This is a genomic window from Salicibibacter cibarius (assembly GCF_016495725.1).
Classification (GTDB): Bacteria; Bacillota; Bacilli; order Bacillales; family Marinococcaceae; genus Salicibibacter; species Salicibibacter cibarius.
This window is the reverse complement of the sequence record NZ_CP054705.1, coordinates 2,075,716-2,098,387: the sequence shown is the minus strand read 5'-3', so window position 1 is coordinate 2,098,387 and position 22,672 is coordinate 2,075,716. Positions and strand designations below refer to the sequence as shown.

Annotated in this window: 23 protein-coding genes; all 23 read right to left on the bottom strand. The window is 48.5% G+C overall.

Going from position 1 to position 22,672, the window contains the following annotated elements; translation table 11 throughout:
* Nucleotides 1-44: 44 nt before the first annotated feature.
* Nucleotides 45-1,307 carry a tetratricopeptide repeat protein gene (locus tag HUG15_RS11005; protein WP_246516639.1) on the bottom strand — a complete coding sequence of 421 codons (1,263 nt, stop codon included), beginning with the start codon at nucleotides 1,305-1,307 and terminating at the stop codon, nucleotides 45-47.
* A gap of 928 nt (nucleotides 1,308-2,235) precedes the next feature.
* The gene (gene aroA, locus HUG15_RS11000) at nucleotides 2,236-3,534 is read right to left on the bottom strand and encodes a 3-phosphoshikimate 1-carboxyvinyltransferase (protein WP_200128654.1); all 1,299 of its coding nucleotides are present in this window, start codon (nucleotides 3,532-3,534) and stop codon (nucleotides 2,236-2,238) included.
* A 15-nt stretch (nucleotides 3,535-3,549) separates the two neighbouring features.
* The gene (locus HUG15_RS10995) at nucleotides 3,550-4,683 is read right to left on the bottom strand and encodes a prephenate dehydrogenase (protein ID WP_200128653.1); all 1,134 of its coding nucleotides are present in this window, start codon (nucleotides 4,681-4,683) and stop codon (nucleotides 3,550-3,552) included.
* A gap of 369 nt (nucleotides 4,684-5,052) precedes the next feature.
* Nucleotides 5,053-6,150: a histidinol-phosphate transaminase gene (gene hisC / locus HUG15_RS10990; RefSeq protein WP_200128652.1), complete on the bottom strand. Its 1,098-nt coding sequence runs from the start codon at nucleotides 6,148-6,150 to the stop codon at nucleotides 5,053-5,055.
* Between the two features lie 33 nt (nucleotides 6,151-6,183).
* Nucleotides 6,184-6,984, bottom strand: a complete 801-nt coding sequence (gene trpA / locus HUG15_RS10985; protein WP_200128651.1) for a tryptophan synthase subunit alpha — start codon at nucleotides 6,982-6,984, stop codon at nucleotides 6,184-6,186.
* Nucleotides 6,977-8,179 carry a tryptophan synthase subunit beta gene (gene trpB, locus HUG15_RS10980; RefSeq protein ID WP_200128650.1) on the bottom strand — a complete coding sequence of 401 codons (1,203 nt, stop codon included), beginning with the start codon at nucleotides 8,177-8,179 and terminating at the stop codon, nucleotides 6,977-6,979. The genes trpA and trpB overlap by 8 nt, the downstream gene beginning before the upstream one ends.
* Nucleotides 8,160-8,810, bottom strand: a complete 651-nt coding sequence (locus tag HUG15_RS10975) for a phosphoribosylanthranilate isomerase (RefSeq protein ID WP_200128649.1) — start codon at nucleotides 8,808-8,810, stop codon at nucleotides 8,160-8,162. The genes trpB and HUG15_RS10975 overlap by 20 nt, the downstream gene beginning before the upstream one ends.
* Nucleotides 8,807-9,577: an indole-3-glycerol phosphate synthase TrpC gene (trpC, locus tag HUG15_RS10970; protein ID WP_200128648.1), complete on the bottom strand. Its 771-nt coding sequence runs from the start codon at nucleotides 9,575-9,577 to the stop codon at nucleotides 8,807-8,809. Before trpC ends, HUG15_RS10975 begins: the two co-directional genes overlap by 4 nt.
* Nucleotides 9,570-10,598 (bottom strand): anthranilate phosphoribosyltransferase, encoded by a 1,029-nt coding sequence (trpD, locus tag HUG15_RS10965; RefSeq protein ID WP_211202375.1) that lies wholly within the window; start codon nucleotides 10,596-10,598, stop codon nucleotides 9,570-9,572. Before trpD ends, trpC begins: the two co-directional genes overlap by 8 nt.
* On the bottom strand, nucleotides 10,595-12,091 hold the full coding sequence (trpE, locus tag HUG15_RS10960) for an anthranilate synthase component I (protein ID WP_200128646.1): 1,497 nt from the start codon (nucleotides 12,089-12,091) through the stop codon (nucleotides 10,595-10,597). Before trpE ends, trpD begins: the two co-directional genes overlap by 4 nt.
* A 216-nt stretch (nucleotides 12,092-12,307) precedes the next feature.
* The gene (gene aroH / locus HUG15_RS10955; protein ID WP_200128645.1) at nucleotides 12,308-12,700 is read right to left on the bottom strand and encodes a chorismate mutase; all 393 of its coding nucleotides are present in this window, start codon (nucleotides 12,698-12,700) and stop codon (nucleotides 12,308-12,310) included.
* Entirely contained in the window at nucleotides 12,697-13,785 is a 1,089-nt protein-coding gene (aroB, locus tag HUG15_RS10950) for a 3-dehydroquinate synthase (protein WP_200128644.1), read from the bottom strand. The genes aroH and aroB overlap by 4 nt, the downstream gene beginning before the upstream one ends.
* Nucleotides 13,785-14,957, bottom strand: a complete 1,173-nt coding sequence (gene aroC, locus HUG15_RS10945; RefSeq protein ID WP_200128643.1) for a chorismate synthase — start codon at nucleotides 14,955-14,957, stop codon at nucleotides 13,785-13,787. Before aroC ends, aroB begins: the two co-directional genes overlap by 1 nt.
* 94 nt (nucleotides 14,958-15,051) lie before the next feature.
* Nucleotides 15,052-15,837 carry a CheR family methyltransferase gene (locus HUG15_RS10940; RefSeq protein ID WP_200128642.1) on the bottom strand — a complete coding sequence of 262 codons (786 nt, stop codon included), beginning with the start codon at nucleotides 15,835-15,837 and terminating at the stop codon, nucleotides 15,052-15,054.
* 142 nt (nucleotides 15,838-15,979) lie between these two features.
* Nucleotides 15,980-16,375 (bottom strand): nucleoside-diphosphate kinase, encoded by a 396-nt coding sequence (gene ndk, locus HUG15_RS10935; RefSeq protein ID WP_200128641.1) that lies wholly within the window; start codon nucleotides 16,373-16,375, stop codon nucleotides 15,980-15,982.
* Between the two features lie 183 nt (nucleotides 16,376-16,558).
* Nucleotides 16,559-17,530 (bottom strand): polyprenyl synthetase family protein, encoded by a 972-nt coding sequence (locus HUG15_RS10930; protein ID WP_200128640.1) that lies wholly within the window; start codon nucleotides 17,528-17,530, stop codon nucleotides 16,559-16,561.
* Between the two features lie 12 nt (nucleotides 17,531-17,542).
* Nucleotides 17,543-18,400: a menaquinone biosynthesis protein gene (locus HUG15_RS10925; RefSeq protein ID WP_200128639.1), complete on the bottom strand. Its 858-nt coding sequence runs from the start codon at nucleotides 18,398-18,400 to the stop codon at nucleotides 17,543-17,545.
* A complete protein-coding gene (locus tag HUG15_RS10920; RefSeq protein ID WP_200128638.1) occupies nucleotides 18,401-18,997 on the bottom strand; it encodes a UbiX family flavin prenyltransferase in 597 nt (198 codons plus the stop codon).
* Entirely contained in the window at nucleotides 18,994-19,827 is an 834-nt protein-coding gene (locus tag HUG15_RS10915; RefSeq protein WP_246516595.1) for a UbiA-like polyprenyltransferase, read from the bottom strand. The genes HUG15_RS10920 and HUG15_RS10915 overlap by 4 nt, the downstream gene beginning before the upstream one ends.
* On the bottom strand, nucleotides 19,814-20,584 hold the full coding sequence (locus HUG15_RS10910; RefSeq protein WP_200128637.1) for a demethylmenaquinone methyltransferase: 771 nt from the start codon (nucleotides 20,582-20,584) through the stop codon (nucleotides 19,814-19,816). Before HUG15_RS10910 ends, HUG15_RS10915 begins: the two co-directional genes overlap by 14 nt.
* A gap of 32 nt (nucleotides 20,585-20,616) precedes the next feature.
* Nucleotides 20,617-21,399 carry a heptaprenyl diphosphate synthase component 1 gene (locus HUG15_RS10905; protein ID WP_200128636.1) on the bottom strand — a complete coding sequence of 261 codons (783 nt, stop codon included), beginning with the start codon at nucleotides 21,397-21,399 and terminating at the stop codon, nucleotides 20,617-20,619.
* A 76-nt stretch (nucleotides 21,400-21,475) separates the two neighbouring features.
* Complete coding sequence (gene mtrB, locus HUG15_RS10900; protein WP_114370351.1) at nucleotides 21,476-21,694, bottom strand: trp RNA-binding attenuation protein MtrB; 219 nt, start codon at nucleotides 21,692-21,694, stop codon at nucleotides 21,476-21,478.
* A gap of 14 nt (nucleotides 21,695-21,708) precedes the next feature.
* Entirely contained in the window at nucleotides 21,709-22,263 is a 555-nt protein-coding gene (folE, locus tag HUG15_RS10895; RefSeq protein WP_200128635.1) for a GTP cyclohydrolase I FolE, read from the bottom strand.
* Nucleotides 22,264-22,672 lie beyond the last annotated feature (409 nt).

Genomic DNA, 22,672 nt, shown 5'->3' with positions numbered 1-22,672 from the left:
ACGGATTTGCGTAAAAAAAAGCCAGTCCATAAAGAAAAAACATTCTATTGTTCACGGGATTGTAACTCTTCCACGAACATTGCCAATTCATGATTCTCCGGCTGCTGTTGCAGCGCATCAATGAGAATGGAAAGGGCTTTCTTTTGTCTTCCGTTCTCCAACAAAAGCTGACCATACTCTTCCAAGGCTTCTCCATCTGTTTCCAAATATGCAGCGGCCCGTTCATAAAACGGCAATGCCTCTTCAATTTCATCATCAATGTAATGGGCTTTCCCCTCGTAATAAGTAAACATTGGGTCTTCTTCTCCAGCTTGCCGCAAATCTTCAATGATTCTTTTTATATCATCGCTTCGTTCTTGCTCGGCATATATTTCCAATAATTTGGCGCTTGCGTCCATATTCCCGGGATTAAGCGCAAGCGCTTGCTGCAAATGATCTTCCGCTTTTTTCAACTCTCCGAAAGCATGTTGAAAGCGTCCCGCTTCAGTGTAAAGATGTTCATTATATTCATCCGCTTCCAAACCCGCTTCAGCGGTTTTTAAGGCTTTTTCATACTGCTTGTCCGTCTCATAGGCCTCGATTAACGGCGCATACAAGCTGGTGTATTCGGGATCGGCTTCCCGTAAAGCTTCGAGTTGTTCAATCGCTGTTTTATAGTCACCAATTTGCAAAGCCGTAAACCCGAACCCAAACAGCGCACGCGGTTCTTTTTGCTCCTCGGTGGCCTGGCCGTAATAAGCCATTGCCGTTTCAAATGCTCCCGTATTGCTGTAGGACTCGGCCAAAAGCAAGTGCAGATTCGACTCTTTCGGATCAAAGCCTTCTTGAAGCGCTTGTTTTAAGTATGGAATGGCGCTTTGATAACTCCCCTGTTCAACGTAGTAACTCCCGATACCCGCCAATAAAATCGGTTCCTTCGGTGCTTGTTCAAGCGCCAAAAACAATTTTCTCTCCGCTACTTCTTCAAGACCTTGGAGGTGATACAAATCAGCGAGCAACATCTGCGCTTCCAAAAAGGCATCATCAGCTGAATCGATCGATTCCAACAAATCAATCGCTTCTTCTTCCCGGTCCAAATCAATGGCCGCTTCTGCTTTCAGTGTCAACAAGCTTCCTTCAGACGGGTATGTTTCCAATAGTTTGTCGGCAATTCGGAGCCCTTCATGCGAATGGCCGAGCGATTGATAAAGCGTGGCAATTTCAAACAATTGATCATCGTCGGCGTTTTTCTCGATCCGGTTTATTTTTTGTAGGCCGCCTTGCACATCCCCTTGCTCAATAAGGTCAAGCGCCCGTTCCATTTCCATCTGCAAACAAATCTCCCTCTCTGCGATAGACTCCTGTTCATTTTAGTAGCTAACCCACTTCAGTATAGCAAACGAAAAGCATAAAAAAAACCTGAATGCATCGCGCGTAAACGCTTACATTTCAGGCCGAGCAAAACATGCTCTAAGATTATGGATAGGAGTGGAGAGAAACCATACGCTGATTATTATTATAAACGACATCTTAAAATTGTCAATGATTTTTTTAAGCTTCTTGGCAGTACCGATTTTTGCTTTAGACATAAAAACGGGACCAGGTTCACGCTTTGTTCTCAAAATTTACTTTCACGAACCAACATCGCTCCTATTCGTAGATCATTTGTTTTTATGCCCCTCAGAGATGACAAGGGTTTTGGCATATCGTGTTTGTTGCGATTGCAGACTCATTTGACGCTCGGCATTCATTATGAGCCCGCTCAACCAGATCCTGAGGATTCATATATGGGTCACGTGCAACACAAAGAGTCCTCAAAACTCAATTACGTGGGCTAATCTGATACAATTGAACGCCGCTTTGCCGACTTGTTCTTATCCTTTGTACGGCAAGGATTCATTCTGTGCCAGCGCAATTAGCACTAGTATTTAGTGGTTGAATTACTCGGTCTACCCAGCATCGGGCAATCCCCGTGTAATCGACCAACTAATCCACTACAATAGCTTTGGTTCCCTAATTCGAGCTTTCAAAAGCTGTTAGGTCGCCAACGAAAGCTTTTAACGACCTAACGCCGGTAAGCGAATGCCGTTCGGTTATCAAAGACGATTTTTGACGCCGTAACTCCGAAAGTCAGAAGTCTTTCGGTCGTCAACAAAACAGTTTCACGCGTGGTCGGAAGCGGTGTGAACATTTAATTCAACTCTCCTGCACTAGATTGGGGAAAGCGAAAACTCCCGACTTTTCGCCCCCCCATTTTCACTCGCTTAACAACCGCAACGTTTTATAAAATTCCGGGAAAGAAACCGCGCTTGCTTGAGCTCCATGAATCGTTGTTTCGCCACTTGCAATTAAACCGGCGATCGTAAACGCCATCCCGATCCGGTGATCATCGTAACTGCTGACTTCCGCACCGGTGAGGGGGGTCGGCCCCTCTATGATGAATCCGTCTTCCGTTGCTTGTATCTGTGCACCCAATTGACGCAATTGCTTAGTCGTCGCATCAATTCGGTTAGTTTCCTTAAACTTTAATTCCGCGGCATCCTTAATGACCGTTCGCCCTTTTGCTTGCGTCGCAACAACCGCGAGGACGGGAAGTTCATCAATTAAACGCGGAATCAGCGACCCGGCAATTGTAGCGCCGTTCAACGTTTTTTCCCGGACCACAATGTCAGCAACAGGTTCACCGCTGAGGATGCGCTCATTTTCGAACGTCACATCTCCCCCCATCGCCATGAGGGCATCAATGATACCTGTACGCGTAGGATTTACACCGACGTTTTTAATGCGTAAACTGCTGTCGTGAACGACTGACGCGGCCGCGAGCAAAAAGGCGGCGGAAGAGATATCCCCTGGGATTTCCACGTCCCGGGCTTGTAACGATTGACCGCCGGAAACCGACACCTCGTTACCGGAAACATCAACCCGGGCACCGAACGCCTGTAACATACGCTCCGTATGGTCTCGCGAACGATACTCCTCCCGAACGGTTGTCTTTCCCTCTGCCTGTAAGCCGGCCAATAATATCGCGCTCTTTACTTGTGCACTCGCGACCGGAAGGCTGTAGTCTATTCCCATTAATGTATTTTCCCCACCGGGAATCGCGATCGGCGTATACGTTCCGTTCCGCCGCCCGTGGATGTGTGCCCCCATCGACCGTAATGGTTCGGTAATTCTCGCCATTGGCCGTTTTGCGATCGACTTGTCACCGGCCGCAACGGAAAAATAGGGCCGGCCAGCCAAAATCCCAAGCATAAGCCGGATCGTCGTTCCGGAATTGCCGACATCTAGCAATTCCGAAGGTTCATTTAACCCTTCCATTCCTCTTCCGTCAATGACAACCGTCCCACGTTTTCGGTCATATTGAATAGCAACGCCCATTTTTTGAAAACAAGCAATGGTTTGCCGGCAATCTTCCCCGTCTAAAAAGCCGTTCACGGTCGTACGGCCGTAAGCAATCGCTCCAAACATCACCGCGCGATGAGAGATGGATTTGTCCCCGGGTACCGTTATTTCTCCACGCAAGGCTTTTGAAGCAGTCATCGTTTCCTTGTCCATATACAACCCTCCCGATCATTCACTGATATAGACGCTGAATTGTTCCGCTTCCAGGCAATCCATGCCTTTTTGCCGATCTGCCTCTTTTCTGAAACTCAATCTTAACACGCCCATGATATCCTCGCGAGCTTCCATAATGCGGATATTCGTGATACTTATTTCTTTGTCCGCCAGTATTCCCGTTACTTCCGAAATGACGCCCGGGTGGTCGGCAACATCAACGAATAAATCGTAAAAGGAGGGAATAGCCCCTTTCTTTTTGGAAGGGAGACCATCACGATGGTTTTTTGCTACTGAAAAAAATTGTTGCAAGCGTTCATCGTTTCCTTCTTCGATCAAGTCTTGAATCGTTTGCATATCCGACTGCCAACGCTCCATCATCGGCAGAAGGACATGTTTGTTATGCATTAAAATATCCCGCCACATGACCGGATTCGCGGAAGCAATGCGGGTGATATCCTTAAAACCGCCTGCGGCAAGATCTCCAAGTACCGGGTGGTGCTGTTGCAATTCGGCCAATTGGTGGACGAGAGACGCCGCCACGATATGCGGCAGGTGGCTCACGCTGCCTGCGAACAAGTCATGAAGATTGGGATCCAATTCGATAAAGCGCGCATTCGTACCGTTTAACCATCGTTTCAAACGTTCTACCTCTGATACACCCGCTTCTTCACCCGGGGTTAAACAATAAAATGCATTTTCAAATAAATCGCCCCTAGAACCTTGCACCCCGCTTTTATGAGAGCCTGCCATCGGATGACCACCGATAAACGTGGCTTCTTTCTTGTGGAACAGGCGCTCACTCTCGGCCATGACCGTTCCTTTGGTGCTGCCCACATCGGTAATGATCACTCCTTCCCTCAAGGGAAGACGGGCGATTGCTTCCAACATTTCAAATGTCTTTGAGACCGGAGTAGCGATAATGATGATATCTGCATTTTGAACGCTTTCTTCTATCGTTGTATGCCCTTCATCGATGATTTCCAACGCTTTGGCCATACGCAAAGAGGCTTCATGCACATCAATTCCGGTAATATGTACTTGATGACGCGCGCGAATGGCGAGGGCTACCGACCCCCCAATCAGGCCCAGGCCGATAACGACAGCTTTAGGGTATTCATGCGGATGCGCAGATGTCTCATTTTCCATACCATTCACCTATTCCTTTCATTTACGAAAAAACATATACATTTGTGGGTCAACACCAAAAATCAATGGTTGAGATATGGATAAATGTGTAATGACAACTAGCTAGCGTAGGCAAAACACGGAGACTGTGGGAAAGCGCAGTGGGAAGAACCCGCAGAAAAAAGTGAACTTCTAACGAGAAGGCTGAGCGCAAGCCCACGGAAAGCGTTGTGTTTTTCCGCAGCGGTTGCATTTAACGATAGATTTCGGTGAAGAACTCATTTTGTTTAAGGAAAAAGTCTGGATGTGAAGATATCGGTTCTTTTCACCGATTTCACCCAATCCGGCTTCTGGCTTCTGATCTCCAGAAAGACGCAATCGCGCCTTTCTCTATCCATCTTGCGCGTTTATCCATTCCGAGAAGCTCGCCATAAATTGTTCGTTTTCTTTTTCCGTTCCTATGGAGACACGAATGCAATTCGCAAAACCGAGCGCTTCCCCTGAACGCACAATGATCCCCCGCTGTAGGAGGGCGTCAAAAGCACGATCTCCGTTCACCCCCACGTTTACGAGAAGAAAATTCGTCTCGCTTGGATAGGGCATACAACCTTTTTCCTTAAAAAAAGTTTCAAGCTTATACTTTTCGCGAAGATTTTTTTCCCGGCAATCTTGTACAAACGCCTGGTCATCAAGCGCGGCGATGGCCGCTTCCTGGGCCACGGTCGTTGTATTAAATGGCGGCCTCAACGGTTCCAATTTCGATATTAAAGCTTCGGCGCCGACAGCAAAGCCAATCCTTAACCCGGCAAGGCCGTACATTTTCGAAAACGTGCGAAGGATCAACAAGTTCTCATAAGTATTCATCATCGCAATCGTATCCGGATAATCGCCCGCCTCAACATACTCCCCATACGCCTCATCACTGACGACGAGCACATCGCTCGGTACCCGCTCCATAAAAGCGGAAAACGTTTCAGCGTTCACATACGTGCCGGAGGGGTTATTCGGATTGCAAATCCAAACAATGCGAGTCTCGTCATCGATGGCATCCACCATAGCATCCAAATCGTGAACCCCGTCTTTTAGTGGGACCTCAATAATCTGTGCACCTTCAACGGCGGCATTCTGTTTATACTGGGAAAACGTCGGCGTCGCCATTACGGTGTTCGTCTGTTCAGCTAGCATGGCCCGGCAAAGGAGTAAAATCACTTCATCGGAACCGGCGCCGAATAACAATTGCCCTTCTTTTACTTGCAAATGATCGGCAACGGCTTGCCGCAATGCTTGCGCGTGTCCGTCCGGGTACAAGTTTGGCGCCCCTGCCTCCTGCAACTGTTTTTGCACCGCTTGGGAAGAGCCATGGGGGTTTTCATTGGAAGCCAGCTTGATCACCGAATCAAGACCTAACTCCTCTTTCACAGCTTCGATCGGCTTCCCCGGTTCGTATGGTTTTAAATCGTCGACAACGGGTTTCATCTTTAGATTCATAGCTTCTCTCACCTTTTCATTTTCTTCCTTTTTTTACGGCGTAACGAGCGTTCCCACAAATGATCGGATTTTTTTCAATGCTTGCGGGCGCGAATTCGCTTGTCGCAAAGCATCTTTATGTTTGCCGATTTCCCGCACAATCGCGCTTCCGACGATCACCCCGAAGCCTTGTCCGTGAATCGCCTTCACTTGTTCATTGTCGGAGACGCCGAAACCAATGGCGAGGGGCACGTTGCTATATCGTTTTGCCTCTTGCAAAAATGCGTCCAATCGCTCGTCAAATGTTTTCCGGACACCGGTGACCCCCAAACTCGAGACGCAATATAAAAAACCTTCCGCTTGCATCGCTATTTTTTGTATACGTTCTCTTGAGGTCGGGGCAACAAGGGAGACGAGCGCCAATTCATTTTGATGGCAACGGTTACGCACTTCTTCATTTTCCTCATATGGGAGATCCGGGATAAGCCAACCGTCCGCGCCGGCATGAGCCGCGGCATCGACGCCGGACTGAATGCCATACCTTAATAAAGGATTGATATAACAAAAAAGAACAATCGGAATCGTAACACCCCGATCACGAATGGCGCGCACGAGTGAAAATGTTTTCGAAAGGGTCATTTCTTCTTCAAACGCCCGCATACCGGCTTCTTGAATAACCGGACCGTCGGCGAGCGGATCCGTATACGGAACACCTAATTCCAAAATATGGGCCCCGCTCTCCTGCAGGGTAAAGGCGATCTCAACGGAAGCGTCAAAGGAAGGGTCCCCGCCCATCATGTAAGGGATAAACAACTGGTCATTTGCTGCACGGGCAGCTTGTTCAACGCTATTCATCTTCGTCTCGCCTCCCCTTTCCTTTTTGCACATCGCTTATCGTCTCCACGTCTTTGTCGCCCCGGCCGGACAAGCAAACGAGCATTTTCTCAGTCGTTGGCATGTGCTTTGCCTTTTTTATCGCTAGCGCAAGCGCGTGCGCGCTTTCAAGGGCAGGCAAGATCCCCTCCGTTTTTGTAAGCAACACGAGGGCTTCCATCGCTTCCTCGTCGCTAATTGCCTCATAGCTTACACGCCCCGATTCGGATAAATAGGCGTGTTCCGGTCCGATCCCTGGATAATCCAGTCCCGCCGAAATCGAGTAGGGTTCAATGATTTGGCCTGCCCCATCTTGCAACAAATACGTAAGCGCGCCGTGAATCACGCCCGGGCTTCCTTTGCTAAGGCTCGCGGCATGGTCGTTCGTATCAATGCCGTGTCCTGCTGCTTCTGCTCCGTATAGCTGTACATATTCATCAGCGAGAAACGCGCTGAATATCCCCATTGCATTGCTCCCGCCGCCGACACAGGCAACGACGGTTGCAGGCGTTTCTTCCAACTGCACTTTAGCCTCGTCTCCGATGACACGTTGGAATTCACGGACAATCTGCGGGTATGGATGGGGGCCGACGACAGAGCCGATCAAATACATCGTATCATCAACGTTGGCGACCCAGTAGCGAATCGCTTCATTTGTCGCATCTTTCAATGTTTGGCTGCCGCTCGTTGCCGGCACAACTTCGGCGCCTAACAGTTCCATGCGAAACACATTGAGGCGTTGCCGCTCCATATCTTTAGACCCCATAAAAATCTTGCATTCCAATCCGTATTTAGCGGCGGCGGTGGCGGTGGCGACGCCGTGCTGCCCGGCGCCCGTTTCCGCGACAATTTTTTTCTTTCCCATCCGCACGGCAAGCAGTGCCTGCCCGATGGCATTATTGATTTTATGGGCTCCGGTATGCAACAAATCTTCCCTTTTTAAATAGATTTGCGCACCGCCGACATGCTTCGACAGGCGTTCCGCATACGTAAGTGGTGTAGCCCTTCCCGCGTACGACTGCAACACTTCATGATAGTTTTCCGTAAACGCCGGGTCCGTCAGTGCCTCTTGAAAGCCGGTTTCCAGTTCCTCGAGAGCGGCCATTACCGTTTCGGGCACATATTTTCCGCCAAATTCTCCATATCGGCCGCGCATATCAGGATACGACATAGCCATCTTCTCTCACCTGCTTTACGATTGTTTCCATTTTACCCTGATCTTTTTGATGTTCGGTTTCGATCCCGCTGGATACGTCAATGCCGTCGGGATGAAAAGATAGAAGTTCCGGCACATTTTCCGGCGAGACGCCACCCGCGATCCAAAGCGGGCGATTTAACTGCTGCGCAAAATGTACATATACAGGGACGGACCCCCAGTCAAAACGTTGGCCGGTCCCCCCTTTTTGCATCTTAGTTCCGGCGTCCACGATAAATCCATCCGCAACAGGGGCGAAAGCGCTAAGCAAATCCAACGTTTTTTCCTGATGGCGAAACGCCTTGATCACTCGTTTACCTGTACTTTTTTTGACTGCCTTTAAAAATTCCGAAGATTCATCCCCATGGAATTGCAACACGTCTAAGGAAACCTTTTCAAGCGTCGTTTTTACTTCCGTAGCGTCCGGGTCCGCGAAAACAGCCACCGTTTTTTGCTCATGCAAATGAACCGAGGCGAGCCACTCATTGACAGCTTCCGGCGCCACTTGGCGCTTGCTGTTTGCAAACACGAAGCCGAGAGCGGTCGCCCCTGCGGCTGCCGCGTTTTCGACATCTTTCTTTGATTGCATCCCGCAAAATTTAATGTCTGTCACCCAAGAAGCGCCCCTTTCTTTAGATCCGGGATCGTTTTTTCGGGATCGCCATCGGATACAAGCCTTTCCCCGATTAACATCGCTTTGGCACCTGCTTTCGCAACAGAAGCAACATCTTCGGCATTGTGAATGCCGCTTTCACTAACGATAAAACTGTCTGACGGAACAGAGTCCGAAAGCGCGCGCGTCTGCCCGGTGTCTGTTGCAAAGGTTTTCAAATTGCGATTGTTAACCCCGATGAGTGAAGGGTCATACACAGCGAGCAATTGTTCAAGTTCATCTTTCGTATGCACTTCCACGAGTGTTTCCAACCCAACGGCATGGGCCATCTCGGCCATATCTTTTAAATGATCGGGCTCCAGGATCGAGGCAATCAACAAAATTGCGTCGGCACCGATGCGGGCGCTTTCTTCAATTTGCCGTTCATCAACGATAAAATCTTTGCGCAACACCGGCACACTTACCGCTCGTTTCACCGCGATCAAATCCATGATGGAGCCTTGAAAATAAGGACCATCCGTAAGCACGGAAATGGCATCGGCTCCTCCCGCTTCATATGCTTTGGCCCTTTCGACGACATCAAGGTCTTCGGCCAGCACGCCTTTTGATGGAGACGCGCGTTTAATTTCCGCGATTAAACCGATTCCGTCACGATTGGCGGCAAAAGCGAGGGCTTGCTTCAACGAATGAGGCTTTACTTCTTCCCGGCGAGGGAGCTGGAAAAATTTTAAGTCTTCTTTTTTTCGGTCGACGATTTTCTCAAGCATGCATTTTTCCTGCCTTTCTTTGCAATTGTCTAAGATGGGCAAGAATCGCGCCGTCCGTCAACGCATGACGCGCGCGTTCGTAAGCGTCCTCCCAGCTTTTTTCCGCCTCGCTCACATACAACCCAGCAGCCATATTGAGCAAAAATACTTGCGTAGCGCTCTCCGATGCGCAATTGTTGAAAATATCCCGGATAAGCGTAGCGCTTTCGGCAACGGATGACACTTGAATGTCGGATAAGGTGCCTCTTTGCACTCCGAACATCTCCGGTTCGATCGTATACGAACGTATACGATCGCCATCCAATTCAGTCACATACGTTTTCCCGCTGATCGTAATCTCATCAATGCCGTCCTCGCCGGTGACAAACAACGCCCGTTCCGTCCCCAAGCGTTTTAACACCTCAGCCATCATTTTACCATAATCTTTATCGAACACGCCGACGACTTGGACGTCGGCATTGGCCGGGTTCGTCAAAGGTCCGATAAGATTAAAAATCGTGCGGAATCCCAATGACTTTCGCGCTTTTGCTACATGTTTCATCGCTTGATGATACAAAGGGGCATACAAAAAAGAGAGTCCTTTTTCGCCAATCGCCGTTTCCAGTTCTGCCGGATCGGTGTCAATGGGGACATTTAAGTGTTCCAACACATCGGCGCTGCCGCTCTTCGAGGAAACGAAACGATTTCCGTGTTTCGCAACGGCAACCCCGCATGCGCTAACCCCAATGGCTGTTGCCGTCGAAATGTTAAACGTGGACCGTTGGTCTCCCCCTGTTCCGCACGTATCCAGCAAGCGTGTATGGAGCGGACGGGAAACGGGGACGGCGTTTTTGCGCATCGCTCGCGCAAATCCCGTTAACTCCTCAACGGTTTCACTCCGATAGCGAAGAACGGTTAATAAGCTCCCGATTTGGCTCTCCTCCGCTTCTCCACTCATCATTTCGCTCATGACAGATTCAGCTGTCTCTTCCGAAAGGGTTTCTCCCTCGAGGAGGGACTGTAAAACACGCTTTATCATCATCGGCTCATCTCCCCTATACTCATCTCTTCTGCTATTTCAATGGCACTGAAAAGCGCCGCTGCTTTATTCATCGTTTCCTCGTACTCTTCTTCCGGCACCGAATCGGCTACGACACCGGCTCCGGCTTGAATGCGAACGCGATTGTTCTCCACTACCATCGTCCGAATGGCGATGCAAGAATCGATATATCCGTTATAAGCGATATAGGCAATTCCTCCGGCATAAATGCCGCGGTTTGTCGGTTCCAACTCCTGGAGTATTTCCATTGCCCGCACCTTCGGGGCTCCGGACACGGTCCCGGCCGGGAAACCGGCGAGCAAAGCCGACAGTGGATGAACATCTGGTCGTAAGTCGCCCCTAACCTTCGAAACAATATGCATCACATGGGAAAACTTCCCGACTTCCATAAAAACCGGTGTTCGCACAGTCCCGTAGCTTGCCACGCGTCCAACATCATTCCTTGCCAAATCAACCAGCATTTGATGTTCGGCCCGCTCTTTCGGGGAGGCAAGCATTTGTTCGGCAAGGGCATCATCTTCTTGTTTACTTTTGCCTCGTTTTCTCGTACCGGCAATCGGGTGAATTTCCACTTCACCTTGCTTGACTTCCACAAGACGTTCCGGTGAGCTTCCGACAATTTCCTTATCTCCCAGTTTCAGAAAAAACATATACGGGGAAGGGTTTAAACGGCGCAATACCCGATAAATCATAAACGCCGATGTGCGAATATCACACTCAAACCGTTGGGAAAGGACGGTCTGAAGCACATCTCCTTGTGCAATATACGCTTTTATTTTTTCCACGGCTTCCAAAAAATCTTTACGGGTAAAGTTCGTTGTCACTCTTTCAAAAGAAGGCGCACTCTTCTCCGGTAATTTTCCGGGGAAGCTAGATTGATTGTTTTCTTGCATACGCTTCACAAGCGAATCAACATAATCCTTTCCTTCCCGGTAAGCATCCTCCGCCACTCGCCCTGCGCAATCTTTATAATGGACGATCGTAATCGTTGCCTGCTCATGATCAAAAGCGATCATCGTCTCGCAAAACAGAAAGTGTACCGATTCAATTGCCTGTTCTTTCGGTTTGTCAAGCGTTTTTTCCTGATGCATAATCGCGTCATAAGGAAGGGCGCCAACGGCTCCTCCCGGAAAAGGAACATCACTTTCGGCAGCCGGGGATGGCTTCAAGGCCTGAAAAGCTTGTTGGACCGCTGTATGCATATCCGATTCTGTGACAACTACCGTTCCGTCCGCTTTTGTGAGCTGAAATCCTCGGTTTTTCTCCATTAACTGATAAGCAGCGTTTAAACCGACAAATGAATAGCGCGACCACTCGGACGTACGGTCGTTGCTTTCCAGCAGATAGACGGCACTATCTTGCAATTGCCGGAACATTTGAATCGGCGTCGTCGTATCGGCAAACATGCGCTCAATGATGGGAACAAGTCGGTAATCTTCGCTTTCTTTTTTAAAGGAATCAAAGGATGTGACCATACATCGATACACCTCTCTCTTGAAAAGAGAAACGCGGGAAGGCACCGGAAGAATAGCAATCGGAGGTTTTTCATAGTTTCGTTATTAATAAACACTCATCCCTGGGTGCGGGATGAGTGGCTGAAGGACACACTAAACCTCAACTGGTCTCAACTCTTCTCGACGCTTGCTCTTCTCCACTCATCTCGTTTTCATTCTATATTTCTCAACTATCCTTTACTCTTTTTTAGCATAATCCCCGCCGGCTTGTTTTGTCAAATCCGGCCTTAGTTTAATAGCCTCTTCCTGAAAGACATGATGGATCTCCCGCGGGGAAACTTCCGTATTTACCGTTACCATTACGCGAATGCATCGCGGCAAACTGTCCGGTACCGGAATTTCCGTCGCACACATCACCGGCACATATGACCAGTCTCCCGGTAGCATGCGGGTAGCCTTCGCGGGAAAGGCTGCATCAATGTCGGTTGTTACGGTAAACCACATGTGAACCACTTGGTCGGGGTGGAGATTGTTTGCCTCGATCATTTCCACGAGTAACCGTCTCGTCCGTGTCCATATATGTTCCGCTTCATTAGCATCTACCGTTGTCGCTCCGCGAATGCCTCTCATGTAACCTCCATCTCCTTCTTGAAAGCATCCATGTATGTTAAAAGTTGTTCATCGTCAAGTGTTACGATGATCGGTTGTTGGGCATCAGCGAGTACTACATATCGAATGTTGCCTCCACGATTTTTCTTATCACGCTTCATCGCTTGCAACATTTTAGCCGGCTCCATTTGCTGCAAAGGCGCAAATGAATAACCGAATGTTTGCAACCACCGCTGTTCTTCAGCAGGATCGGGGCCAACGTAACCGAGTCGGCGGCCGACATACAGGGCAAACACGATGCCGTTCACAACCGCTTCGCCGTGGGTCAGCACCCCGTAACCTGCTGTTTGTTCCAAAGCGTGGGCAAGGGTGTGCCCGAAATTTAAATGGGCGCGGATACCTTGCTCTTGTTCATCTTCGTGAACAATGTCTTTTTTCACGGCGATCGAGGAGGCCAGCAGTTCATCACTGATTGATAAGACAGAGCCTTTGTGCATTCGCTTTAGCTGCCCAAGCAACTGTTGATCCGCGATGTACCCATGTTTAATCATTTCACCGAACCCGCAAAGCCATTCTTTCTCGGGCAGGGTATCAAGCATCCCGATATCATAGATCACGGCCTCGGGCTGGTGAAAAGCACCGATCATATTTTTGCCTTCGGGGTGATTGATGCCGGTCTTCCCGCCTATGCTACTGTCATGGGCAAGCAATGTCGTCGGCATTTGCACTAGGGAAATGCCGCGCATGTAAGTGGCAGCCACAAACCCTGCCAAATCACCAATCACACCGCCGCCGAGGGCAATGACCGCGCTCTTTCGATCCAGCCCAGCTTGTACACAGGCATTCAAAACTTCCTCATATCCGGAAAATGATTTTATCTCTTCCCCCGCGGGCAGCACGTACGTATGCACAGGCAGCTTTTCCGCGTACGCCGCGCACACCTCTTCCAAATAGTAGGAAGCCACCGTTTCATCGGCAAGAATTAGAAGACGGTTTTTTTTTCGGGGGAAATCATCCGGCAAATACTTGTAAGGGGACAATCTCAGCTGCTTTCCGACCGTAATCGTATACGGATGCGAGGAAGAAGCCACCTCAATCGTTTGCATTAAAACTCCCTCGCTTCACTACGATGGCGATCAATCGCTTCTTGGATGCGGTCAAAACGGTCATGGCCGAACATATCCACGATGGCATCCGCAAGTTCAAACGCGATGACATTTTCACAAACGACTGCCGCCGCGGGTACGGCGCAGCTGTCCGACCGCTCAATCGACGCGGAAAAAGGTTCTTTTGAAGCAATATCTACACTTTGCAACGGTTTATAAAGTGTAGGGATCGGCTTCATCACCCCGTTGATCTTAATCGGCATGCCGTTTGTCATCCCGCCTTCAAATCCGCCGAGACGATTGCTTTTGCGGTGGTACCCTCTCTCTTCGTCCCAGGCAATTTCATCGTGGACTTGACTGCCGGGAAGATTTGCTGCTTCAAAACCGATGCCGACCTCGACACCTTTAAAGGCATTGATGCTCATGACCGCGCCCGCGAGTTTCCCGTCCAGCTTGCGATCATAATGAACATGGCTCCCGACCCCGATCGGAACGCCTTCTGCCACAACTTGGACGACACCGCCGATGGAATCGCCATTTTTTTTGGCTTCATCAATCGCTTCTTTCATTTTTTCGCTTGCCGCTTCATCGACGCAACGGACATCGGAGTTTTCAGCTCGCCGGATTAAATCGTGGACATCCTTGTAATTTGTGTCAGCTTTGATTCCGCCAATGTTGAGCACATGGACGCCGACGGTAATGCCCAGCGACTTTAACAGTTTTTTCGCCACGCTGCCGGCCGCCACGCGCATCGTCGTTTCACGGGCAGACGAACGCTCAAGCACATTACGCATGTCGCGGTGGTTGTACTTGATGGCCCCATTCAAATCCGCGTGCCCCGGTCGGGGGCGTGAGATTGTTTTATTTTTGACCATTTTTTCATCTTCGGGATGCAAGGCATCAATCCCCATCACTTTTGACCAGTGCACAAAATCATCATTTGTCACCGAAAGGGCGATGGGCGCACCCGTCGTTTTCCCGTGGCGTACGCCGCTCGTAATTTCCACGAGGTCTTTTTCGATTTTCATGCGCCGGCCGCGGCCATATCCGCCCTGGCGTCTCTTTAATTCATCGTTGATGTCGCTCTGGGCAAGCGGCAGATGTGCCGGCACCCCTTCTATAATCGTTGTCAGTCCCGGACCATGGGATTCACCGGCCGTTAAATAGCGCATGTTCTCCCTCCTGTCTATATGTACATATGAGAATATTAGTCTTTAACGCTTTTATGCAGTAAATTGTATCATAAATATCCCCTTCCGGAAAGGGTTACAGTCCCCAACGTTTACGATAAAAAAAGTTACCTACATGCTCAAACCCGTAGGTTTCGGGTGAAAAAATTTGCTCCGTGCTCCCGACGAAAAGAAAGCCGCCAATTTTGAGCGCATCGTTAAAGCCGCGAAAAATTTGATCTTTGGCTGTGGCGGTGAAATAGATGAGGATGTTTCGGCAGATGATCAAGTCATTGCCACGGGGATAAGGATCCGCCAACAGGTTGTGGTTTTGAAATCGAATCGCTTCTTTAAACACTGATTTGATGCGATAACCGTCTGCTTCTAGATCGAAAGCATACCTCATCTCCTCAGTCGGCACTTCCCGTATCGATATTTCCTTATAAAAACCGACATCTGCCTTCTTCAAAGCCTCGGCGTCGATATCTGTCGCCACGATTGAAACGTCCGAAAGATCCCGATGTTTACTCGCGATGATGGCCACCGTATACGCTTCTTCTCCCGATGAACAGGCGGCCGACCAAAGTTTCAACTTTTGCCGCGTCTCCAGCAATTCAGGCAATACCACTTCTTCAAAGAAATCCCAGCGACTTTTGTTTCGGTAAAATTCTGACACGTTTATCGTCATTTTATCCAAAAAAGCTTGCAAAAGAACGGGATCCTTTAGCATTCCTTCATGGAAAAAGGCACGAAAAGACAAAAAGCGATGCCTTTGATAAAGCGATTCGAGCCTCCGCTTCATTTGCCGTTCTTTATACAATGTTAAATCAATGCCTGTCCGTTCCAAAACCGCAGATTTGAAATACTTGTAATCTTCTTCCATCTCCCTCTCCTCACCTGTTAGAAAGACTTGACTTATCGCCAAGAATGGCGAAAGTCATAGTCTTTTTTACACTATCATCCGAACCATTTCTACTTTTTGATAGCGTAACAAAGCGACCGGCCATAACGGCCGGCTTTATCGATTAGAAAAATAAACCAATCTCTCTTTCAGCGCTTTCCGCTGAATCCGATCCATGGATAATATTCTGGCCAACATTCACCGCGTAGTCTCCCCGGATGGATCCCGGTGCCGCATCTTTCGGGTTTGTTGCCCCCATCATCGTGCGAGCATTCTCCACTACGTTTTCCCCTTCCCAAATCATTGCAAAAACCGGTCCGGAGGTAATAAAGTCTACAAGCTCCCCGAAAAAGGGTTTATCGCTATGTTCACCGTAATGGCTTTCTGCTGTTTCACGGCTAACCGTCATCATTTTTGCATCCGTTAATGTGTACCCCCGTTTTTCAAAGCGGGTGACGATTTCTCCGATCAATTGCCGTTTCACGCCATCCGGCTTCACCATTATGAATGTTTTTTCCATGACATGTTCCACTCCTCATTCATTAATCTTTTTTTTGGCAGATAATAAAGTATACATCAACTTTCTTATCTGCATAAGTGCAACTAAGGCTTTCGCCATAAAAGCTTGTCGAAAGCCAAGTTTTCTAAAACACTTGTCCGCACCCTAGTATATCATCTCTTTACCCTGAATTGAAACTTCTCGTTAATGTTCACGGGAACCAATAAAGTTAGCAATATCATAAAGGGATCGGCGAGCGGGAATATCCGGCAATGTTTTCAGGGATTCATACGCTTTTTGCAAATAGCGTTCATTTATTTGTCTCGCGTGTTCAATCCCGCCGCTTCCCTTAATTTTTTCAAGCAATTCGTCCATCTCTTCCCTCGAAGGTAGCCCACCCGCAAATGCTCGGATCAGTTCCTGTTTAAAAGAAGGACTCTTCTCCATGGCATACAGAACCGGAAGCGTAATATTGCCTTGTAACAAATCGCCGCCGGCAGGTTTCCCGAGTTTTTCCTCCGAGCTCGTAAAATCCAGAATATCGTCGGTGATCTGATAAGCCATCCCCACTTGATGGCCAAAATGGGCAAGCGAACGTTGCTCCCGGCGGGAAACGCCGGCAGCTTGGGCGCCTATATTGCAACTGCCCGCGATCAATACAGCTGTTTTGCGCTTGATTCTACGGAAATACGTTCGCACATTTTGGTCCCATGCATATTTAAAGCGAATTTGTTCGATTTCACCGAGCACCATTTCGTGCATCGACCAGGACATGGCTTCGTGAATGCCTTGCTCTTTGAACAGGGAAACACGGCTGATTGCTTTTCCAAACAAATAATCCCCGGCATACATGGCCACACGGTTATCCCATTTTGCCTTCACGGTTTCTTTGCCGCGGCGAAGATCGGAATCGTCAATGACATCGTCGTGTACGAGCGAAGCCATATGTATGAACTCCAAAGCGACACCGGCATCTTTAAGTTTTTGAATGTCATAATTTCCGAATTTGGCACTCAGCAACATAAATACAGGCCGAATACGTTTTCCGCCTGCTTCGAGCAATTGCAACGTCGCTTCTTCAAGAACGGGAGAAGCTTCTGAAACTGCAGCGCCCATCTCCTTTTCAATACGAAGAATATCTCCTCGCAGATACATGTAAAGGTCCTTTAATTTCATATGGTTTCCCTTTCAATTAATGGAATGAATGTCTATGTCGACGTCCCAAACGCTCAAATGGTCGACATCTTTTGGCAAATACCCTTCTTCAAAGCCAAGTCGGTAAAAATGAAGAAGCCCCCGTTGTTCCCTGGGTCCGAATCGGTACTGCAATTTCCGGAAGTAGCCTTGCCAAAAATCAACGTTTCCGCCATGATCTTTCACGACCGCATGGGCCAATTGTTCATAGCCGTCCGCATGGGCCTTTTCCTCACTTTGCTTCCAATCATAATAAAGCGCTCTTAAAGCTTCCGGCTCCTGCTTAAGCGCTTGTTTTCGCATCGCGAACACGGCGAATGTCATCGGCATCTTTGTGAAATCATACCATTTTTCACCCAAGTCATAAACATACATCTGTCCTTGTTCGCGCCAACTCGCTTGGATGGCATCGTCTCCGATCAACAAACAAGCATCATGTTCAGCCATCATTTCCCGGTACACGGGCATCATCGTTGTATAAATAAGGTCTTGGTGCCCGTAGAAACGTTGCAAAATGATTTTTAAAAGATGCGTGGAAGTTGCCGAACTATGGGTAAGCGCGATTTTTCTTCCATCCAATTCTTCAATGGGGACTTTCGAGAAAAGAAAGATCGACCCGACTGACCCGTGGGATGTAACGGCCAAATCAGGCATAAGGACCAAGTTTTCGGCGTCTTCCCCATAAGCAAAAGACGAGATTGCCCCAACATCGATGTCCCCTTTGCTCATCGCGGCATTTAACCTTGCCGGTATGCTTGGGATGAACTGGCTATGGGCGCTTAATTTTTCCCGATCCATGTAAAAAAAGAAAGGATGGACATTTGTATAAAGGATCTCACCGACACGTACCATTTAATCATCTCCCCAGCGTTTAAAAAGGTGATGCTCGACATCCAACCGGTCCAGTATTTTTCCGACAACAAAATCGACGAGATCATCAAGTGTTTCCGGCTTGTGATAAAAACCAGGCATTGCCGGAATAATCACCCCTCCCGCTTCTGCAACGGCCTTCATATTTCCGAGGTGGATAGCGTGCAGAGGGGTTTCCCGGGGGACGATCACCAGTTTCCGCCCTTCTTTCAAAGCAACGTCGGCACTTCGTTCAAGAAGGCTCCCGGAATTGCCGTTGGCAATTTTTGATAACGTTCCCATCGAACACGGGACAATGACCATCCCGTCATTTTGATAGGAACCGCTGGCGACCGGCGCGGAAAAGTTTTGCAATCCATGAACATGCAGGTCACCTTCCGGAAACAAATGATGCAAACAAGCTTCTTTGTCCGTCACATCCAATTCCAATTCTTGCTCAAACACTTGCCAGGCGGCGCCGGACATAAGGAAGTGAACCTTCACCCCTTCTTTTAACAACGTTTGGACGAGACGAACCCCATAAATCGCTCCACTTGCGCCGGTCATCCCAACCGTATAAATCGGCTGTCGTTGATTCATAGAATAAAATCTCCAATCGTAAATGCCAACATCACCATGCTGACGATGCCGTTCATTGTAAAGAAAGCCACATTTACATTTGAAAGATCGCTCTCGGATACGAGTGAGTGTTCATAAATCATAATCGCTGTTGATATACAAGCTCCGATTAAATATACAACACCAAGCTCCGATAGGAAAAAGAGGGAAAAGAGCGCGACGATGCTCACGACATGGCTCCCTCTGGCTGTTTGCAAGGCACGCTTAACGCCAAAGCGTGCCGGTACGGAGTAAAGGCCTACCGATTTGTCATGCTCAACATCTTGGGTTGCGTAAATAATGTCAAATCCGGCCGTCCAAAACATAACTGCCAAGAAAAGCAAAAAGCTTTCGGGGTGCAACCCGCCTGTTGCTCCGACCCACCCCCCTAAAGGGGCAATGGCAATCGTCATGCCGAGAATAAAATGGCACAGCCACGTAAACCGCTTCGTATATGAATAAAACGTCAAAAAGAAAACCGCGATCGGCAACAAGTAAACGGCGAGCATATTCAATTGAAATGCGGCCGTAAAAAACAAAACAAAAGAAACAACGATAAAAGCAATAATTTCAAGGTACGAAATAAGGCCGGCAGGGATTGCCCGCTCAGCCGTACGCGGATTGCGTCTGTCAATGGTTGCATCGATCAGCCGATTTAAACTCATGGCTGCACTTCTGGCCCCAAACATGGCGACGGTTACCCAAATCCATTGCGAGAGGGTTGGCCAACTCCCGTTAATTTCAAAACTCCCGAGAATCATCCCCATATATGCGAAAGGAAGCGCGAAAATGGTATGTTCAAATTTTATCATTTCGAATATGATCTTGATTTTCCGTATCACACATGTTTCCCTCTCTTTTTCCTTTTCTCCCCGGTTTATACCCCCAGTGCCCGGCAGCTGCCCCGCCGGCATAGCTGCAATAACCGACATTTTCAAAACCGGCACCGGCAAACCAATCGGCAAGCGTTTGTTTGTCCGGGAAATTCATCGTCGATTCATTCAACCATTCATATTTATCCGTACCGGCAAACCACTTCCCAAGTTTCGGCATGATACGTTGAAAATAAAAGCCGTATAAAGGCCGAAAAAGCACGTTTTCCGGTTGGGATGTTTCCAGGCAAAGCGCTTGTCCGCCCGGCTTGAGGACACGCAACATCTCCATCAACGTCAAGTGCGGGTCCGGGACGTTCCGTAATCCAAACCCTATCGTCACGACATCAAACGAATCGGCATCAAAGGGGAGTTGGCTGGCGTTCCCATGGACTAAATGAACATTTTCCATCCCCGCTTTCTTGACTTTTTCCCTTCCCACCTCCAGCATTCGTTCACTGAAGTCAACCCCAATCGCTTCTCCGCCTTGAAGATGGCCGGCGCTCGCGATCGTCCAATCCGCAGTCCCCGCGCACACATCCAATACATTTGAAGTGGGGGAAAAATCGATGCGTTTCATCATGTCGTTTCTCCATCGGGTGTGCATCTTTAAACTGATCACGCCGTTCATACGGTCATATCGGTTTGAGATCGACTCGAAAACGTCATGCACGTGGTTTTCTTTATCTTTATTCATTTGCATACACCCTTTTGTACGGCGATCATCGATCAGACATGAAGGACCGTCATTATTCGGTCCGAAAGGAGGGCCGGAAGGCTGCCACTAGCGTTTTCCACCCCTTCTTGCAAGCGTGTTTGCTGCTTTGTTATCACCGTTTTGAGGTTTTTCTTCAGGAAATACCTTTCTTCGTGCGGACGTTGTCCCGACAACAAAGGAGAGTGTGGGATCGGTGATTCTTGATCCTGATCCCCTCTTTCCTCCAATATCTGTATCGTCTCTATTATTCTTTTCATTGCCAAAAAATGGGGAGCGATGCGAAGAATCATCTCTTGACGGTAAAATTTTGCCAAATTAACAATCAGCGTCGATTCCATATCCATGATTAACTGCTCAAGCTCCTCGGCAGTTTTCCAATTAAGGGCGTGTAAATCCGCCTTGGCAGCGTTCATTGTTTGGATGGATTCGCTGAACAAGCCGATGAGCGGTATATCCGCCATTTTTGCCAGCCGATAATAGTACAAACTGCTGTATAAATCTCCGGCCAACACTGTTAATTGATTTTTTTTCACCTCGACGGCGTCATTGTTATGTAATGGAATATGTTCATGGGCAGTAAGCGCGGCTTCGACAAGCATCGCGGTAGTGACCCGCTCCGATTTTTCCGCCCAATCAAAATCATGTTTCTCAATCGCGTGCAATAATAAAATTGTCTTATCTTCATCATGCTTTGGTTCGATTCCGTACGTAACCAAAAAAGGATGATGGGAAAGTTTACTAAATTTTTCCGTCGCCCACTTTAGCTGTTTTTGCTCTGTCCGCACGCATTCCATCGTTGTTCCCCCGTTCCGGATGACACTCATAGGCATTATAGCACAGTTCTCCCCATTTTCACGAAGAAATCCGTGCTCAAGAACCTTCTGTTTTCATTTCCCCATGGTTGGTTTGAATCGTCGCTTTCCCCCGGACTTTTACGGCAGAAGTATGCTCTGTAAATTGGGCAATCATTACTTCCCCCGCATCAAGTTTTTCGGAATGGTGAAAACGGGTGGTATTCCCCCGCGTAAGTCCAATCACGTTAACGCCGTCTTCCTCTGCCTTGATGACAAAAAAATCGTTTTCGCGCAAACGTCTACACCTCCTTATTTTAATAGAGCCAGCACTTCCGAACGAGAAGAAGCGTCTCTTTCAAAAACACCGCGCACTGCAGAAGTCACGGTTGTGCTCCCCGGTTTTTTGATGCCCCGCATCGTCATGCACATGTGTTCAGCCTCAACGACAACGATGACACCGTGAGGGTCAAGGGTTTCCACAAGGGCATTAGCAACATCGGAAGTAATTCTTTCTTGCAATTGCGGCCTGCGCGCCACTGTCTCCACAGCACGGGCAAGCTTGCTGAGTCCGGTTACCGTTCCGTTTTTCGGGATGTATCCAATATGTGCCCGTCCAAAAAAAGGAAGAAGGTGATGCTCGCACATGGAATAAAAGGTGATATCTTTAACGAGCACGAGTTCCTCGTGTTCTTCGCCGAAAATCGTGCGCAAATGGGTTTCCGGATCTTCATGAAGACCGCTGAAAATTTCTTCGTACATGCGCGCGACACGCGCGGGCGTTTCCAACACACCTTCACGGTCCGGATCATCGCCAACTGCTTCAAGCAATTGCCGAACCGCTGCTTGTATTTTTTCATGGTCCATTTTTGAACCTCCTAATACTAATCGTTAATCGCTAGAGATTTTAGCATAGCAAATGCTTAAAAGCAATCGATGCGCGCTTTTCACGCACTGTTTTTATTATAACACTATGTAGGAAAGATAAGGGGTTTTTTTGCTTGGGGATGTAGGGATATTTAGGGGGGGATCGATCTTGAACGAAATAGTCGCATAGCTTTTGCCCAGTGTTTCTAGCGAAAACCAAGAATTCCTTATCCTTAACCAAAAAAGCCCCCGAGCGGCGGAACTCGGGACAGGGCAGTGTCCGCGTGATCGCGGTCAGGGTTCTATTTTTTTCCGTTGGCGACCTAACGGCTGCCCTGGACTTCAGTTAGGGATCCATTCCCGTTTGAAATACACTTCGCCCGAAAAATTTTCCTTCCCGCACAAAAAA

Bases quoted from the DNA above. Each gene is read 5' to 3' on its own strand.
- HUG15_RS11005 (WP_246516639.1), bottom strand. From the start codon at position 1,307: ATGGAAATGGAACGGGCGCTTGACCTTATTGAGCAAGGGGATGTGCAA.
- aroA (WP_200128654.1), bottom strand. From the start codon at position 3,534: ATGGACAAGGAAACGATGACTGCTTCAAAAGCCTTGCGTGGAGAAATA.
- HUG15_RS10995 (WP_200128653.1), bottom strand. From the start codon at position 4,683: ATGGAAAATGAGACATCTGCGCATCCGCATGAATACCCTAAAGCTGTC.
- hisC (WP_200128652.1), bottom strand. From the start codon at position 6,150: ATGAATCTAAAGATGAAACCCGTTGTCGACGATTTAAAACCATACGAA.
- trpA (WP_200128651.1), bottom strand. From the start codon at position 6,984: ATGAATAGCGTTGAACAAGCTGCCCGTGCAGCAAATGACCAGTTGTTT.
- trpB (WP_200128650.1), bottom strand. From the start codon at position 8,179: ATGGCTATGTCGTATCCTGATATGCGCGGCCGATATGGAGAATTTGGC.
- trpC (WP_200128648.1), bottom strand. From the start codon at position 9,577: ATGCTTGAGAAAATCGTCGACCGAAAAAAAGAAGACTTAAAATTTTTC.
- trpD (WP_211202375.1), bottom strand. From the start codon at position 10,598: ATGATGATAAAGCGTGTTTTACAGTCCCTCCTCGAGGGAGAAACCCTT.
- trpE (WP_200128646.1), bottom strand. From the start codon at position 12,091: ATGGTCACATCCTTTGATTCCTTTAAAAAAGAAAGCGAAGATTACCGA.
- aroH (WP_200128645.1), bottom strand. From the start codon at position 12,700: ATGAGAGGCATTCGCGGAGCGACAACGGTAGATGCTAATGAAGCGGAA.
- aroB (WP_200128644.1), bottom strand. From the start codon at position 13,785: ATGCAAACGATTGAGGTGGCTTCTTCCTCGCATCCGTATACGATTACG.
- aroC (WP_200128643.1), bottom strand. From the start codon at position 14,957: ATGCGCTATTTAACGGCCGGTGAATCCCATGGTCCGGGACTGACAACG.
- HUG15_RS10940 (WP_200128642.1), bottom strand. From the start codon at position 15,837: ATGGAAGAAGATTACAAGTATTTCAAATCTGCGGTTTTGGAACGGACA.
- ndk (WP_200128641.1), bottom strand. From the start codon at position 16,375: ATGGAAAAAACATTCATAATGGTGAAGCCGGATGGCGTGAAACGGCAA.
- HUG15_RS10930 (WP_200128640.1), bottom strand. From the start codon at position 17,530: ATGAAATTAAAGGACCTTTACATGTATCTGCGAGGAGATATTCTTCGT.
- HUG15_RS10925 (WP_200128639.1), bottom strand. From the start codon at position 18,400: ATGGTACGTGTCGGTGAGATCCTTTATACAAATGTCCATCCTTTCTTT.
- HUG15_RS10920 (WP_200128638.1), bottom strand. From the start codon at position 18,997: ATGAATCAACGACAGCCGATTTATACGGTTGGGATGACCGGCGCAAGT.
- HUG15_RS10915 (WP_246516595.1), bottom strand. From the start codon at position 19,827: ATGATAAAATTTGAACATACCATTTTCGCGCTTCCTTTCGCATATATG.
- HUG15_RS10910 (WP_200128637.1), bottom strand. From the start codon at position 20,584: ATGAATAAAGATAAAGAAAACCACGTGCATGACGTTTTCGAGTCGATC.
- HUG15_RS10905 (WP_200128636.1), bottom strand. From the start codon at position 21,399: ATGGAATGCGTGCGGACAGAGCAAAAACAGCTAAAGTGGGCGACGGAA.
- folE (WP_200128635.1), bottom strand. From the start codon at position 22,263: ATGGACCATGAAAAAATACAAGCAGCGGTTCGGCAATTGCTTGAAGCA.